The following is a 13,596-nucleotide window of genomic DNA, read 5'->3' on the forward strand; positions in this document are numbered from 1 at the left end:
TATCACCAGTGCGGTATTCATGGTGGTTTATCTTGCAGTCCTGGCCGCCCACTGGCGCCTGGTCAGCGAGTGTGGGGGTCGTCGCGGCATCATCGTCATCGGTCTGCTGGTAGTCGCCGCGGTGTTCATTATCCTGCAACGGCATTTGTGGCAAACGGATCGACTGGCATTCTGGACCGTGTGGGGTGTGTTCGCCGCGAGCCTGATCCTGGAGGCGGTATATCGGCAACTGCGCGGGCGGGCTTTTGCTTCCGCCACCGAACCCGGGAGTAGCCGGGGCGGGTGACAGGTTGTTCTGGTTTTGCCGCACCCGTTCTATGGAACCGCGGATACCGACTTCAGTCGTATTGCCCGCAGGACCTGATAGCTCGCCCAGCCAATGGGTCCGAACAGGAACGTCAGCACCAGGCACGGCACGACCCACCCATGATGGATTCCATGGTATTGGGCATCCTTCACGATCCAGCTTCCGACCAGGAGATCGAAGGCCAAATAGTGTACCCATCCGGCGATCAGGAGAAAGGGATTGGCAAACAGTCGTTGCACCTCGGCAAGAGAGGAGAAGCCGCCATTGCTGTGGCCGATGAAAACGCTGATCAGCGCCGTATACACGATCGCGTAGACGAAGCTGTAGCCCCCGGAGCCAACGACACGTCGGGTCCAGCGCCAGCGTGGTGCGAGAATCAACAGCAGCCACGCGGGCAGGATTGCGGTGTTCAGGATCGAAAACAGGATATCGGCGTTCATGGTTCCTCCCGCATCAGGCCGGGCTGATGCCCGCGGCAGCGATGCCTGGTTGTTGGATACGGCGTTTGCGTCGCAGATGCAATTCGATCACGAAAACATTGATCACCAGTCCCATTAACATGGTTGGGCCGAAGATCACGGGCGCCTGCAGGCCGAACAGCATCACGCCTGCGATCATCAGGCCGCGCATGGTCACGGGCACAAATCCCACGGCGAGCATGCGTAGCATCCACTGGCGATGTTCGGCGATGCGCTTTTGTCGGATCCGCACTACCCCCATGAACAGCGAGACAAGGAATGCAATCCCGATGATGCTCGAGACCACGAGTTCAATCGGTCCGCCGAAGGGCATGACGATTCCAATCGCAATACCCACGGGTCCGAGGATCGATCCGATGGCGACGAGCAAGCGGCCATTCCAGCGGTGCAGTGCGGGACGGCGGTCGCGCACGCGCCGCGACAGTTGGAGCGGTGCCAGCAGCATGAACAGGAATGCCGGCGCCACGTGCAGGGCGGTCATTACGGGCCGCGCCTGGTAGCGGGGCATTTGTTGCAGATACCATTCCCGGCCGGGAGGCGGGTTGGTCCGTTCAACGAAAGCGGTGTCCGGCTGGGGTAAATAATGGGCAAGGGCGGACCACGCGCCGATCAGGCTGAGCAGGATGATGGCGGTCCACAAGAGCTTCTGACGACGGGCTGGTTTCATGGCAATCCCTCCTTGGGGCGGCTGATGTTGACACTGTAAACATCAATGTTTACGGTGTCAACATATTCTTGTAGACTGGGTTTATGGCTGGAAAACGCGAAACCAGGCTTTATCACCACGGGGATCTGCGGAACTCACTACTGGCTGCAGCCGAGAAGTTGCTGCGTGAGCAGGGGGCCGCGGATATCAGCCTGCGCGAGGTGGCCAAGGCGGCCGGCGTCAGTCACACCGCGCCGTATCGGCATTTCCAGGACAAGAGCAGCCTGTTGCAGGCCCTGGCAGCCATTGGCTACGGACGGCTCCGCGACGCCTTGCAAGACGTTCGCGCGAACCATGCCGCGCAGCCCGATGAGGCCCTGCTGGCCGCGGGTGAGGCCTATGTGATGTTGGCCGTGGACAATCCGGAGATGACGCAACTCATGTTTGGCGGTGTGTTGCCGCGCGAGGTCAGCGAAGCGGAGCTCATGGAGTGCTCAGACAGTGCGTTCAATGCCTTGCTGGAAATTGTGGATCTGGGTCTGGAGCAGGGCATCTACAAGGAGAAGGACCGCATGGAAATCGCCCTGGCCGCATGGTCCATGGTCCACGGCCTGTCCATGTTGATTACCGCCGGGCAGCTTGCCCAATACGCCAGCGACCCGAAATCGGTGCGCTCCCTCGCGCGAGGGGTAGGGGAGAAGCTGCTGCGCGGACTCAGTTGATTCGGATCCGCTACGCTTTCCTCTGTGCTACAGGCTTCCGTCCCTGGTTGGGTTGTCTTCCCTCGAACAGATCCGTATCTTTTTTCAGGGCATCAAACAGAAACGCCATCAGCGCCTTCACCCGTGCGGTATGACGCAGATCGGGATGGGTCAAGACCCACAACTCAATCGTGAGCGGCTCCAGCGGCTTGCCGACCCGTACCAGGCGCGGATCCGCATCACCCAGATAACAGGGCAGGAAGGTAAGGCCCATGCCCTCGGCTGCCGTGTTGAGCACGGCCTGGGTGATACTACTGGAAAATACGACCTGTCTGTCGGCCTGGGCCTTCTTCTTCCAGATATGGGGCACCAGCCACTCGGGAGTTCCGGTAATCATGGCCCATTTCTGTTCCTGTATTGGCTGTTTGCCGTGTTGCTGCAGGTACCTTGGCGAGGCAAACATGCCAAACCGAAAATCACATACCTTGCGGCCGAGGCTTGCATCCGGCGGCTTCCGGGTTGCGCGGATGGCGACATCGGCTTCCCGTCGTCCCAGGTCCAGCGCCGAAGTGCCGCCCAGCATCTCGATCGATACCTCCGGATGAAGCTTGCAGAATTTCGCCAATAGGGGCGGAGTAATGTGCGCGGCCATCCCTTCCGGCGCGGTGACCCGGATCTTGCCCTGCAGGCGCATGTCCTGGCCAAGCACTTCCCGGCTCAGGGCATGGACCTCGCTTTCCACGCGCTCGGCATAGCGCAGGGCGGTTTCGCCGGCCTCGGTCATCTTGTAGCCGTCGGGCAGGCGCTCGAAGAAGCGCACTCCGGTCTTGCCCTCGATGGCGTTGACCTTGCGGAAAATCGTGCTGTGATTCTGTCCCAGGGCGCGGGCGGCCCCGGACAGGCTGCCGGCCCGGCAAACCGCCAGGATCACCTCCAGATCGCTCCATTCCAGCTCCATGTTTCCTGCGGAAGCAGCGGATCCGGCTGGAATTGCACTCATTTCTCGTCTCCCGTGGTGGTTCTGGGCTGTGCATTTATGCAAGTACACTTTTCGATTATAGGGAATTCCTTTGTGAAACCCAACACCCTAGACTTCTTTCTCATGAGGGGCTCACAGGGAGCTTCACCGAAACGAGACTGGGAGGAGAGCATGAATCCATTTACCGCACATACCCGGGAACAGGGCGTGACCTATATCGAGCACATGATCTTCGCCCTAGCCATCGCCGCCCGCCTGTTTGCCAGCGTAATCGCCTTCGCGGCCCACGGAGTCTTTCCGTTCATCGGCATCCGCAAGGAGCTGGACCTGGAGGTCACCGCCGAATTCATTCGCCAGCAGAACGACTGGATCGAGGGCAAGAAGAAGGAGATCCGGTCGGCATTGACTGCCTGAAGATTTGGCTGGTTCGAAAACCCTGTCACAAACACAACACATTGGAGAAACGATCATGACCACTACATCCGAAAGCACAAAAGAGAATATCGCCGTCGCTGCTGCCTCGCTGAAGTTTGAGGACCTTCTGACCAGCCAGCTCCAGGGCGTCGACGGCACCGAGGTCGTCGTCAGCATCACCACGGTTCCGCCGTACACCACGCTGCCCACCCATTGGCACCCCGGAGAAGAGTTTGCCTACGTGCTGGAGGGTTCCTTTCTATTGCACCAGGACGGAAAGCCCAATGAGGCCTACAAGAAAGGTGATGTCGGCGTTGTGCCGCTGAAGCAGGTCCACACCGTGTCCACCCTGGATGAAGGTGCGACCGTCCTGATCTTCCGCGTGCACGAGGCGGGTCAGCCGGGCCGGATACTGGTGGACTAGTCGGAAGGCACCGCACAGCCGGGTATAATGTGCGACCCCAAACCCGAGTTGGGTATGAACGCCAAACTGGACAATGCGCTGGAACGCCTGCGACGGATTCTTCCCCTGCATGCGCGACAACAGCAATGCAGCGAGCCGGTCCAGGAACTGCACCGGGAGTTTCTGCGTTCGTTTGTTGCGCGGGGGCGGATTCTCAGTCGCCAGGAGGTGGCGCAATACGTCGATGACCCGGACGAAGCGATCCAGATATTGCGCGAGAACGATATGGTGGTGTGCGCGGCGGACGGAACTCCCGTGGGGGCCTATCCATTTACCATGGAGGAGCGCGAGTACCGCGTTCGAGCGAACGGACACCTGGTGCATGCCATGTGCGCACTGGATGCGCTGGCCGTGAGTCCGATGTTCGACATGAGGACGGAAATTGATTCCCGATGCAGGGTCACCGGGGATCCGGTCCATATCCTTCAGTCCGGGAAGATTGTCGAGAATCCATGGGAAACCGGCTGGCTCCACATTGGCATTGCCTGGGGCGCCGCGGATGTGGCCGTTCATTGCGCCGACAGCCTGTGTATGGAGATGACCTTTCTGCGTGACGGCGCAGTCGCCCAAAAGTGGCTACGGGACGACAAGGAAAGCCGGGAGATTTTTCCACTACCGGAGGCGGTGGATTTCGCGGCCCGATTCTTCGTTCCCCTTATGTTCCGCGAATTCAGTCAGTCGGTACCAGGCACGATCGTATAGCGAGTCTACAGGAGGACGAGTGTTCAAGGTTACTCAGGAAGGAAATCGCCTGGACATCGAGATGAGCGGCAGGCTCGACTCCGACGCCATGAAGCTCGCCCTGGACGAGTTGGTGAGCCAGTCCACCGATATCGAAGATGGGACGATGCTTTACGATGTGGTGGACTTTCATCTTCCTTCCCTTTCCGCCATTGCGATCGAATTTTCCCGGCTGCCGTCCATGCTTGGCTTCCTGAAGAAGTTCAGACGGGCGGCGGTACTGACGGACAAGGCGTGGCTCAAAAAGGTGAGCGAACTTGAGGCAATCTTCTATCCCGGCCTTGAAATCCGGGCGTTCGACCGCGAGCAGCGGGAAGACGCCGAGACCTGGTTGTCACAGAACTGATTCGAACGGAGGGAGCATGACGGAGACCAGATATCCGATCCAGGGCGCCTGCCAGTGCGGGTCCGTAACCTACGAATTGCGCGAGCCACCCTTAATGGTGGTGGCGTGTCACTGCAAGGAGTGCCAGAAGCTGTCCACGAGCGCCTTCAGTATTACGGCGGTGGTAAAGGCCGACGCGGTGGAATTCAACGGAGAAATGAAGGACTGGAGCCGCATGGCCGATAGCGGCAACGTCAATGCCGCCAAGTTCTGTCCCACCTGCGGAAATCGTATGTATCACTACAATCCTGCCGAACCGGATATTATAAAGCTGAAGCCGACCAATCTGTCGGATACCAGTATGATTGAGCCCACTGCCCATGTCTGGGTGAGCGAGAAACTGCCCTGGTTCCAGATCCCGGCAGGGGTGAAGGTATTTGACAAGCAGCCGTAATGGGGCCGGTTCCAGGCCGACCCGGAGGAAGGCTCATTGAAAGCCCTCGTCTACAGCCACTATGGTTCGACCGATGTTCTTCACCTAAAGGACGTGGACAAGCCCGTTCCCGGTGCGGGTGAAATTCTTGTACGGGTGCGTGCCACCACCGTCAATCGCACGGACAACGCGACGGTGAAGGGGATTCCCTTTTTCGCCCGCATTGCGACCGGACTCATGAGACCTAAACAACCCATACCCGGCAGCGAGTTCTCGGGCGACGTCGAGACCGTCGGCGAGGGCGTTACATCGCTGGCGGCAGGCGACAGGGTATTTGGTTTCAAGGACATCGGTTGCGGCGCCCAGGCGGAATATCTGACTATCGCTGAAGACCATGCGCTGACCATTCCGGATGGGCTTTCCTATGAGCAGGCTGCCGCGGGGACGGAAGGCGCGCACTATGCCCGCAACTTCATGAACAAGGTTCCGATTGCGCCGGGACAGGATGTAATGGTTTATGGTGCCACTGGCGCCATCGGTTCCGCGCTGGTACAGCTTTCGAAGGCGGAGGGCCTGAACGTCACGGCGGTGTGCGGTGCCCGCAATGTCGAACTGGTGAAATCCCTGGGTGCGGACCGTGTGCTTGACTACACCCACGAGGACTTCCGCCAGGATGCGCAGCGATACGATTACGTTTTCGACGCGGTGGGCAAGGTCTCCTTTTTCCAGACCCGGCATCTGCTCAAGCCGGGCGGGGTATACATCTCGTCCGATCTCGGTTTCCTCGGCCAGAACATGTACCTGCCGATGATCACGCCCTGGACCCGGAAGTTGCTGGGCACGAGAATGACAGCCTTTCCCATTCCGACGGACATCCCGGCCAGTCTTGCACTGGTCAAACGACTGACGGAGCAAGGAAAGTTTCGCCCTGTCATCGATCGCGAATATCCCTTCGATCAGATCGTCGAGGCCTATCGCTACGTGGAGCGGGGACACAAGACGGGAAACGTTGTAGTCACAGTCGCCTAGACACGCACTGGAATCTGTCAATGGAACTGCCCCGATTTGACCCGCCTGTGGTGCTGCAAACGCCGCGACTGCGTTTGCGCCCGTGGCAAGATGTGGACCGGGAGCCATTCGCGGCCATGAGCACCGATCCCGAAGTCATGCACTACTTCCCGGCAGTTCTCGACCGGAATCAGAGCGATGCACTTGTGGATCTGGCACAGGGGCTGATCGAAGAGCGTGGATGGGGATTCTGGGCGCTGGAGGTAAAGGCAAGCGGTGAATTCGCGGGGTTCACCGGATTGCACACTCCTGATCCGGAGTTGCCGTTCTCGCCCTGCGTTGAAGTGGGCTGGCGCCTGGCACGGGTACACTGGGGCAAGGGCTACGCGACCGAGGCCGCGCGTACTTGTCTTGCCTTCGGTTTTGACCAGCTCGGCCTGGACGAAATTGTGTCCTTTACCTCGATCGATAACGCTCGATCGCGCGCGGTGATGGAGCGTCTCGGCATGGAAGCCGCGGGAGAGTTCGACCATCCCTTGTTGCACCCGAATTCTCCCCTGCGTCGCCACATCCTGTACCGGCTGGCGCACCCGGGGAACGGGGAAACCGGCATCGCGTGAGATGGCGGAGCCGGGACGAGCTTGGTCGTGGCAGCCTACTTCCCGCGACTGGCGTAGTAGGTGGCCACGCCCGGTTCCGCGGCGATGCGTTCCATGTGTTGCACCAGTGCCGGCGCGACCTGGTCCGGCAGGTCGGTGGGGATGTATTCCATCCCGCCGGACTTCAGTCGCCGGATCCACAGGAACACCTTGAGATCGGCCATGGTCAGGCGGCCGTCGGTGAAATATTTTCCACCGGCCGCGGCCAGTCGTTGGTCCAGGGTCTTGAGGACCCGGGTAAAGAGCCCACTGGCCAGGGCTTCCCGCGCCGCCTTCTGTTTTTCTCCTTTCATGCGAATCGTGGGCGAAAACGCGAGCACGGCGTCCTCGACAATCTCGAGCACTTCGTCGCAAAGAAAGGCCTGCCACGGGTCGTCCGGGTACAGACCGGACAGTTTTCCGAAGTAGCGATTCATCGCGTTACTCTGGGTATGCACGGTTCCGTCGATCTCTGCTACCGGGATTGCGTTGAGCGGAGTCGTTTCCCGCATTTCGCGGAACTCGGCAAAGGAGATGCGATGATCCTCAAACGGAACCTTGGCCATGGAGAGGGCGATGCGAGCGGGTTCGGCGCGACCGCCGTCGATGTCGAAATAGGTCAATTTGATCTTGTTCATTCCTTGTCCTTTGCAACCGTGAGCGGAAGCCCGCGCCGACGACGCGCTCAATTCTGCCTGGCCGTCGGTTGGCAAGCGAGCCCTTCATTGCAGGGGCGGATAATAATGCAATTCGGGTTGGCGGTCAGCGAAGCGTTAACGTAAGCTTCACAGACTTCGAATCAGGGTGGCGGCGGGCATCAATCGGGCGTTCCGGGAATGATGACAACCTTGCCGCGGGCGTTTCCATCTCCATAGTAACGAAACGCATCGGCGATCTCGGTGAGTGGATATTGTCGGTCGATGACGGGTCCTAGTCTGTCGGCCTCGATCAGTTCCAGCAGGAAGTCCAGCCCCACCATGGGTTTGTACATCACTACACCCATTTGCTTGCTGCTGAACCTGGACAACAGTGGTCCGAGCAGCATGGTTTGCATCACTCTTCCGGAAGCGCCGCCGAGCATCCGGTAGCGGCCATTGCGGGCCAATGCACGGCGGCAGTCGAACAGGGAATGAAATCCCATGACATCCACGATCCAGTCGTAGCGTGCTCCCGTGCGGGTGAAGTCCTCGCGCTGGTAGTCCAGGACATGGTCTGCCCCGAGGGAGCGTACCAGGTCCATCTTCGCTCCGCGGCATACGCCTGTTACCTCGGCGCCGAGGGTCTTCGCGATCTGCACCGCCAGCGTGCCTGTCCCGCCGGACGCACCATTGACAAGAACCTTCATTCCGGCCTGGACACCATCCCTGCCACCCAGTCCCTGAACCGCCAATGCACCGGCCTGGGGCAGGGCGGCTGCCTGTTCGAAGGTCACGGCAGCCGGCTTGCGCATCAATGTATCTTCGGGAGCGCACACGAATTCAGCGAAAGCCCCGCCGCGATACTCCGGAATCCTGCTTCCGCTTTTCGCGCACAAATCGCCAAATACCTGATCGCCGGGCCGGAACCTTTTGACGTTTGTGCCCACGGCCTCCACCATCCCGGCGACATCTGCACCGAGGATCAGTTTTTTCGGGCGGAACAATCCGGCGGAGACCCGGTTGACGAAGGGGACACCGCGGAGCATGGACCAGTCCCATTCATTGATTGACGCCGCGTGGATGCGAATCAGGACATCATCGTCGGCGGGAACGGGGTTGTCGACTTCCCGGAGTTCAAGCACATCCGCGGAACCGTAGTTTTGGAACAGGACTGCTCTCACGATCCACTCCTGTTTTCTTCCGGACGTCGGAAAGGGCGGCGGGTCTTTGGCGATCCGTCAGCCCTCTGTGTTGTCAAAAGGCGAGCTGGTCGTATTGGTATTCCCGCTCCCGGGCGGTGGTCCAGTGTAATTCATTCCGGGAGACCGGAGAATCACGAACCCGGAATGGCTGGCGCGTCCGCAAAAAAACCCGGCGGATTGCCTGATATAATTCCGCCATACGAAGAATCATTGAAACCGCGCGCATCAATTTCGGGGGAAAGTCTATGAAAGCTGCAGTCATGGTGGCCACTGGGGACAGCAAGGTCCTGCAAATGGTCGACCTGCCCACACCGGAGGTCAGCGCACCCGAACAGGTGCTGGTTCGTCTGCGCGCGGCCGGGCTCAATCCCCTGGACATCAAGATGCGGGAGGGTGCCTACAACATCGATCCGTTGCCGTTCACCCTGGGTTGGGACGGCTCGGGTGTGGTGGAGGCGGTGGGCGATGGCGTCTCCCACGTCAATCCCGGCGAAGAAGTCATGGTGTTCCACGGAAGCTTCGGCAAGTTCCATGGAAACTACGCCGAGTATGTGTTGACGACCGAGCGCAATGTGTCGCCGAAACCGGAAGGCTTCAGTTTCATCGAAGCGGCTTCCGTTCCACTGTCGTTTGTGACGGCATGGGAAGCGCTGTTCGACCGCGCCCATCTGGAATCAGGCCAGTCGGTGCTGATCCATGCCGGCGCCGGCGGCGTCGGCCAGTTCGCCATCCAGCTGGCGGTAGCGCGAGGGATTACGGTCTACACCACCGTGGGATCGAAGGAGAAGGCGGATTTTGTCACGGGTCTCGGCGCGAGCGAGGCAATCCTGTACAAGGAGACCGATTTCGCCGAAGCGGTTGGCGATTTCACCCACGGCGCGGGCGTGGATGCAACCCTGGACACTGTGGGTGGCGATATCTTCGCCCGGTCCGTTCCGGCGACGCGCTTTTACGGTCACCTCGTTACCTTGTTGAAGATTGCGCCGGAGGTGGATCTGTCGCCAGCGCGCATGCGCAACCAGTCGATTGGTTTTGAACTGGTACTGTCGCCCCAGCTGTTCGGCCTGGAGTCAGAACAACTCCGGCAACGGAACATCCTGGATCGAGCCGCCGCTCTTGCCGCGGACGGTGAACTGAAAACCCATATCGCTTCCACCTTTCCGCTGGCCGAGGCGGGCGCGGCGCAGGACGCTCTGGAACGGGGAGCCGGGATGGGCAAGATCGTACTGGAGATTGCCTGAATTGCGTCTTTTTGCGCCGGCAGACCGGAGGATCGGGCGCAAGGTGCTGAAAAAACGCAGATCATGGGCAGGCCAATATCATCTATACTTTCCTGTGTGGGGGGAGACACAGAGAAACATCGAATTGGATCGGTGCGCCTGGCAAACCGCGAGCTGAAGATGCCGCGATATGGGGTGACCATGCTCCATGCCTCATTACCTGTTTCCCCGCTCTCCCCGTACACAACGCTCCCGCTATAGGTCGGCCCGGTATATGCGAACGAATCTGAAGGCCACCCGGGTGTTGATGATCGACGCCTCTCTCATCGTGCTGATCGCGATCGTCCTGGTCGTTTCGAACCTGTACCTGCTGGACCGGGTCAACCGGGACTTAACCGGAATCGATGCAGTGCGTCTCAAGAAGCTGGACCTGATCGAGCAAATGAAACACGTGGTTCGGGAGCGCTCCATCGTCATGCTCGACATGTCAGTGGAAACGGATCTGTGGGCAATCGAGGCAAAAAGCCGCACGTTTCATTCCCTGGCGGCCGACTTTATCAGGGCGCGAGACGAGTTGCAGAGCATGAGTTTGCAGGAATCGGAACAAAAGATATTGCAGATATCGCTGTCCATCATCAAGACGACGGAACAGCTGCAAGCAGACATCGTTGACAGAATCCGTGACGGACGTATGCAGGGAGTAGAGCGTGACATCGTGCAGAAGGATTTTCCTCTGGAATTCCGTCTTCTTGGCACGATGGAAACCCTGTCCGAAGTGGTTGTCGACAATACGAACAAACAGCGGATGCAGGCGAAGTCGGACTACCAGCGCATAACCATTCTGATGAGCCTGGTGTCGTTTGTCCTGGTTCTAATCATCATATTGCTCATCTGGCGATCCTTGACGAAGATCCGGCGAATCGAGAGCGGGCTTATCAAGAAGACGGACAACCTCGGTTGGGATGCGACTCATGATCCCTTGACGAACATCTACAACCGCCGTTGGTTGAAACACAAGGTCGAGATCCAGTTGAACATGACGGGGACAGACAGTGCCGAACATGCACTGCTCTACATGGATCTTGACGGGTTCAAGCAGATCAACGACAGCTTCGGCCATGTCGCGGGGGATCGGTATCTGGTCGGTTTGTGTCGCGAGATCGAGCACGGGATTCGACAGACGGATACCTTTTGTCGCATGGGAGGAGACGAGTTCGCCATATTGCTGGAGAACTGTGGCCGCAATGCGCCGACCGAGATAGCTGAACAACTGATCGATCGTATCAGGCGATTCACACTGCGGAGCGATGGACAGGAGCTGCGAACATCGGCCAGTATCGGTGTGTGCCTGTTCGGCGACGAAGACGTTGGTTTCGACGATCTGGTTCGCCGTGCGGACGAACTTTGCTATGAGGCGAAGTGGCAAGGCCGGAATCGCATCGTGATCGGAACGCTCCGTGGTGCAAGCGTCCCCCGCGGGCTGTTGGAGCTGCCTGCCGCACCAGCTTCTCCCGCCCTCGGCGAATCGGACTAGTTCCCCGGTACAACCGCTGCTTTTGCGCGGACAAGGCGGGGCGCCGTGTCGCAGGAACTCGCCCGCGGCGGAAACATTGTTGCAACGTGAGGTATCGTACTGTTCCTGGAGATCGAGACTGCATTTATTCCCTTTCCGCCTGGCACCACCACGCCGTTTCCGGCGTACCAGATGTCTGCCAAAGCAAGGCGCAAAAAAAGGCGAGACCGGGGTCTCGCCTTTTTTCGATGGTTAGTATCTTCGCTAGTGCACGTCGCCGAGACGGGCATTCATTCGTGGAGTCTGCATCCAGATCCCGATGTCCTTGCCCAAGGCCTTCGCGCAACGGCCGAGGATGGAGCACGTACCCTTGTAGGCGCCAAAGAATCCACCGCCGGAATAGCGCGCGGCCGTAAACGATCCGATGGCCTTGCCGTTATTGTACAGGGTGCCCTTGGTGGTAATCGACTTGGCGCCGCTCCAGGCGCCGCCGCCCGCACCCGATACCGCGGTGATCTTCATGACGAGGACCTTGCCCTGCATCTTGGACGAAACCTTGTTTTCCATCTTGACGTCCATGCCTTTTTGGGCCCACTGCTGAACAAATGTCGCTGTCTTCTCGGGCAGGTGACACTCGTTCTTCACGGCGATCGGGACGATCGCATCCTCCGCAAACGGGATCATCCGTTGCATGGTAACCGAGTCGCCAGCCCAGCAACCAAGGGGGGTAATGGATGCTGCGAGCAGCGAAACGACGAAAATCCTCCGCATGGGTATCTCCTTGTAGGTTATTGTGTTCGGGCCGTTAAACTATAGAGAACAAGCCAGGAGGGCGCAAAAGATTTGGCGTACCCGATCCGGGCAAGGCAGTGGCGATGTGGATCGGATGCCGGTGCTATACTGCAGAAAACCAGAAAGAGGCGTGCAAGCCGTGTACCGGGTCCGACGGTGGACCGCTGCCAGATGCATATGATTTCCATTGGTGGGCTCAGTTTTCAATATCCGGGTGGAGAACCTCTGTTCGACGATTTTCGGCTTGAGGTGGCCACGGGGGATCTCTTCGGTCTGGTGGGGCCCAACGGTGCCGGCAAGTCGACCCTGATTTCCCTCATGTGCGGACTCAGAAAACCCCATGCCGGCGGGATTCGCATCGGGGACCGGGATCTGTCCAGCGATCGCACGCAGGTGCTCGAAAACATTGCCCTGGTCCCGCAAGACTATGCGTTCTATCCGAAGCTTTCCGGCCGGGAGAATCTTGAGTTCTTTGCGCAGCTTTACCCGGGACTGAAGCGGCCGCTGAAGCGGGTCGAGGAGGTGCTGGAGCTGGCCGGCATTTCCGGTTTTGCCCATCGTCGGGCCAGCACCTATTCCGGGGGCATGAAGCGCAGACTCAATCTCGCGATCGGACTGTTGAACCGCCCCGCGCTGCTGATCCTGGACGAACCGACCGTGGGTATTGATCCCCAATCGAGAAACTTCCTGCTGCAGTCCATCCGGAAGATCAACCGGGACGGAACCACGGTGCTGTATACCAGCCACCTCATGGAGGAGGTGGAGCAGATGTGCAACCGGGTTGCCATACTCGACCATGGCAAGATCCTGGTTCAGGGCGCGCTCGATGAAATGCTCAGCGATCGCATTCGCTTTCGCGCGGAACTGGCGTCCGCGGGAACCTCGCTCAATGGGAAGATCAGTAAGGTTCTTGAACGGTATCCGTTGTGCCTGTCGGATCACACCCTGGTCGGGACGCTGGACGAAACATCCCAGTGCATCGATATTCTCAATGAGCTTCGTAGTGCCGGCATTGCGCTGGAGGGCCTCACCATCGGACGGCAGAGCCTGGAGGCCCTGTTCTTCGATCTGACCCACAAGGATCTTCGCGAGTAAGG

Annotated in this window: 18 protein-coding genes; 12 read left to right on the forward strand and 6 right to left on the reverse strand. The window is 59.3% G+C overall.

All coding sequences use genetic code 11. The features are described from left to right. The coding region (locus tag P8X48_02320; protein MEJ2106149.1) for a hypothetical protein at positions 1 to 286 on the forward strand (286 nt) is incomplete at its 5' end. Between the two features lie 29 nt (positions 287 to 315). On the opposite strand, the gene P8X48_02325 is transcribed toward P8X48_02320, so the two are convergent. Together P8X48_02325 and P8X48_02330 are read right to left on the reverse strand one after the other, a co-directional pair. After that, positions 316 to 747: an ABA4-like family protein gene (locus P8X48_02325; GenBank protein MEJ2106150.1), complete on the reverse strand. Its 432-nt coding sequence runs from the start codon at positions 745 to 747 to the stop codon at positions 316 to 318. 13 nt (positions 748 to 760) lie between these two features. Beyond that, the gene (locus P8X48_02330; protein MEJ2106151.1) at positions 761 to 1,453 is read right to left on the reverse strand and encodes a DUF2306 domain-containing protein; all 693 of its coding nucleotides are present in this window, start codon (positions 1,451 to 1,453) and stop codon (positions 761 to 763) included. 83 nt (positions 1,454 to 1,536) lie between these two features. Between P8X48_02330 and P8X48_02335 the strand changes: the two genes are divergently transcribed. Continuing rightward, positions 1,537 to 2,154, forward strand: a complete 618-nt coding sequence (locus P8X48_02335; protein ID MEJ2106152.1) for a TetR/AcrR family transcriptional regulator — start codon at positions 1,537 to 1,539, stop codon at positions 2,152 to 2,154. Between the two features lie 10 nt (positions 2,155 to 2,164). Here P8X48_02335 and P8X48_02340 read toward each other — a convergent pair whose 3' ends face one another. After that, on the reverse strand, positions 2,165 to 3,133 hold the full coding sequence (locus P8X48_02340; GenBank protein ID MEJ2106153.1) for a LysR family transcriptional regulator: 969 nt from the start codon (positions 3,131 to 3,133) through the stop codon (positions 2,165 to 2,167). 150 nt (positions 3,134 to 3,283) lie between these two features. Between P8X48_02340 and P8X48_02345 the strand changes: the two genes are divergently transcribed. The 7 genes from P8X48_02345 to P8X48_02375 are packed head-to-tail and all read left to right on the forward strand — an operon-like array spanning position 3,284 to position 7,116. Next, the gene (locus P8X48_02345; GenBank protein ID MEJ2106154.1) at positions 3,284 to 3,526 is read left to right on the forward strand and encodes a DUF6356 family protein; all 243 of its coding nucleotides are present in this window, start codon (positions 3,284 to 3,286) and stop codon (positions 3,524 to 3,526) included. 55 nt (positions 3,527 to 3,581) lie between these two features. After that, positions 3,582 to 3,950 (forward strand): cupin domain-containing protein, encoded by a 369-nt coding sequence (locus P8X48_02350; GenBank protein ID MEJ2106155.1) that lies wholly within the window; start codon positions 3,582 to 3,584, stop codon positions 3,948 to 3,950. Between the two features lie 54 nt (positions 3,951 to 4,004). Beyond that, positions 4,005 to 4,691, forward strand: coding sequence for an organomercurial lyase (gene merB, locus P8X48_02355; GenBank protein ID MEJ2106156.1), 687 nt, complete (start codon positions 4,005 to 4,007; stop codon positions 4,689 to 4,691). A 19-nt stretch (positions 4,692 to 4,710) separates the two neighbouring features. Continuing rightward, positions 4,711 to 5,076 carry an STAS/SEC14 domain-containing protein gene (locus P8X48_02360; protein ID MEJ2106157.1) on the forward strand — a complete coding sequence of 122 codons (366 nt, stop codon included), beginning with the start codon at positions 4,711 to 4,713 and terminating at the stop codon, positions 5,074 to 5,076. Positions 5,077 to 5,092: 16 nt separating this feature from the next. Beyond that, positions 5,093 to 5,509: a GFA family protein gene (locus P8X48_02365; protein MEJ2106158.1), complete on the forward strand. Its 417-nt coding sequence runs from the start codon at positions 5,093 to 5,095 to the stop codon at positions 5,507 to 5,509. A gap of 36 nt (positions 5,510 to 5,545) precedes the next feature. Continuing rightward, a complete protein-coding gene (locus P8X48_02370; GenBank protein MEJ2106159.1) occupies positions 5,546 to 6,517 on the forward strand; it encodes an NAD(P)-dependent alcohol dehydrogenase in 972 nt (323 codons plus the stop codon). Positions 6,518 to 6,537: 20 nt separating this feature from the next. Beyond that, positions 6,538 to 7,116, forward strand: coding sequence for a GNAT family N-acetyltransferase (locus tag P8X48_02375; protein ID MEJ2106160.1), 579 nt, complete (start codon positions 6,538 to 6,540; stop codon positions 7,114 to 7,116). A gap of 35 nt (positions 7,117 to 7,151) precedes the next feature. Here P8X48_02375 and P8X48_02380 read toward each other — a convergent pair whose 3' ends face one another. Then, positions 7,152 to 7,772, reverse strand: coding sequence for a glutathione S-transferase family protein (locus tag P8X48_02380; GenBank protein MEJ2106161.1), 621 nt, complete (start codon positions 7,770 to 7,772; stop codon positions 7,152 to 7,154). 179 nt (positions 7,773 to 7,951) lie between these two features. Then, positions 7,952 to 8,953 (reverse strand): NAD(P)-dependent alcohol dehydrogenase, encoded by a 1,002-nt coding sequence (locus P8X48_02385; GenBank protein ID MEJ2106162.1) that lies wholly within the window; start codon positions 8,951 to 8,953, stop codon positions 7,952 to 7,954. A gap of 266 nt (positions 8,954 to 9,219) precedes the next feature. Between P8X48_02385 and P8X48_02390 the strand changes: the two genes are divergently transcribed. Together P8X48_02390 and P8X48_02395 are read left to right on the forward strand one after the other, a co-directional pair. Continuing rightward, a complete protein-coding gene (locus tag P8X48_02390) occupies positions 9,220 to 10,215 on the forward strand; it encodes a zinc-binding dehydrogenase (GenBank protein ID MEJ2106163.1) in 996 nt (331 codons plus the stop codon). A gap of 253 nt (positions 10,216 to 10,468) precedes the next feature. Further along, a complete protein-coding gene (locus P8X48_02395; GenBank protein MEJ2106164.1) occupies positions 10,469 to 11,728 on the forward strand; it encodes a GGDEF domain-containing protein in 1,260 nt (419 codons plus the stop codon). Positions 11,729 to 11,971: 243 nt separating this feature from the next. Here P8X48_02395 and P8X48_02400 read toward each other — a convergent pair whose 3' ends face one another. After that, on the reverse strand, positions 11,972 to 12,478 hold the full coding sequence (locus P8X48_02400) for a hypothetical protein (protein ID MEJ2106165.1): 507 nt from the start codon (positions 12,476 to 12,478) through the stop codon (positions 11,972 to 11,974). Between the two features lie 192 nt (positions 12,479 to 12,670). On the opposite strand from P8X48_02400, the gene P8X48_02405 reads away from it, so the two are divergent. Continuing rightward, positions 12,671 to 13,594, forward strand: coding sequence for an ABC transporter ATP-binding protein (locus P8X48_02405; GenBank protein MEJ2106166.1), 924 nt, complete (start codon positions 12,671 to 12,673; stop codon positions 13,592 to 13,594). Positions 13,595 to 13,596 lie beyond the last annotated feature (2 nt).

The sequence above is a fragment of the Acidiferrobacteraceae bacterium genome, from assembly GCA_037388825.1.
GTDB lineage: Bacteria > Pseudomonadota > Gammaproteobacteria > Acidiferrobacterales > JAJDNE01 > JARRJV01.

Excerpts from the sequence above, each read along its gene's own strand:
- P8X48_02325 (MEJ2106150.1), bottom strand. The coding sequence starts at position 747 with ATGAACGCCGATATCCTGTTTTCGATCCTGAACACCGCAATCCTGCCC.
- P8X48_02330 (MEJ2106151.1), bottom strand. The coding sequence starts at position 1,453 with ATGAAACCAGCCCGTCGTCAGAAGCTCTTGTGGACCGCCATCATCCTG.
- P8X48_02335 (MEJ2106152.1), top strand. The coding sequence starts at position 1,537 with ATGGCTGGAAAACGCGAAACCAGGCTTTATCACCACGGGGATCTGCGG.
- P8X48_02340 (MEJ2106153.1), bottom strand. The coding sequence starts at position 3,133 with ATGAGTGCAATTCCAGCCGGATCCGCTGCTTCCGCAGGAAACATGGAG.
- P8X48_02345 (MEJ2106154.1), top strand. The coding sequence starts at position 3,284 with ATGAATCCATTTACCGCACATACCCGGGAACAGGGCGTGACCTATATC.
- P8X48_02350 (MEJ2106155.1), top strand. The coding sequence starts at position 3,582 with ATGACCACTACATCCGAAAGCACAAAAGAGAATATCGCCGTCGCTGCT.
- merB (MEJ2106156.1), top strand. The coding sequence starts at position 4,005 with ATGAACGCCAAACTGGACAATGCGCTGGAACGCCTGCGACGGATTCTT.
- P8X48_02365 (MEJ2106158.1), top strand. The coding sequence starts at position 5,093 with ATGACGGAGACCAGATATCCGATCCAGGGCGCCTGCCAGTGCGGGTCC.
- P8X48_02375 (MEJ2106160.1), top strand. The coding sequence starts at position 6,538 with ATGGAACTGCCCCGATTTGACCCGCCTGTGGTGCTGCAAACGCCGCGA.
- P8X48_02380 (MEJ2106161.1), bottom strand. The coding sequence starts at position 7,772 with ATGAACAAGATCAAATTGACCTATTTCGACATCGACGGCGGTCGCGCC.
- P8X48_02390 (MEJ2106163.1), top strand. The coding sequence starts at position 9,220 with ATGAAAGCTGCAGTCATGGTGGCCACTGGGGACAGCAAGGTCCTGCAA.
- P8X48_02395 (MEJ2106164.1), top strand. The coding sequence starts at position 10,469 with ATGCGAACGAATCTGAAGGCCACCCGGGTGTTGATGATCGACGCCTCT.
- P8X48_02400 (MEJ2106165.1), bottom strand. The coding sequence starts at position 12,478 with ATGCGGAGGATTTTCGTCGTTTCGCTGCTCGCAGCATCCATTACCCCC.
- P8X48_02405 (MEJ2106166.1), top strand. The coding sequence starts at position 12,671 with ATGCATATGATTTCCATTGGTGGGCTCAGTTTTCAATATCCGGGTGGA.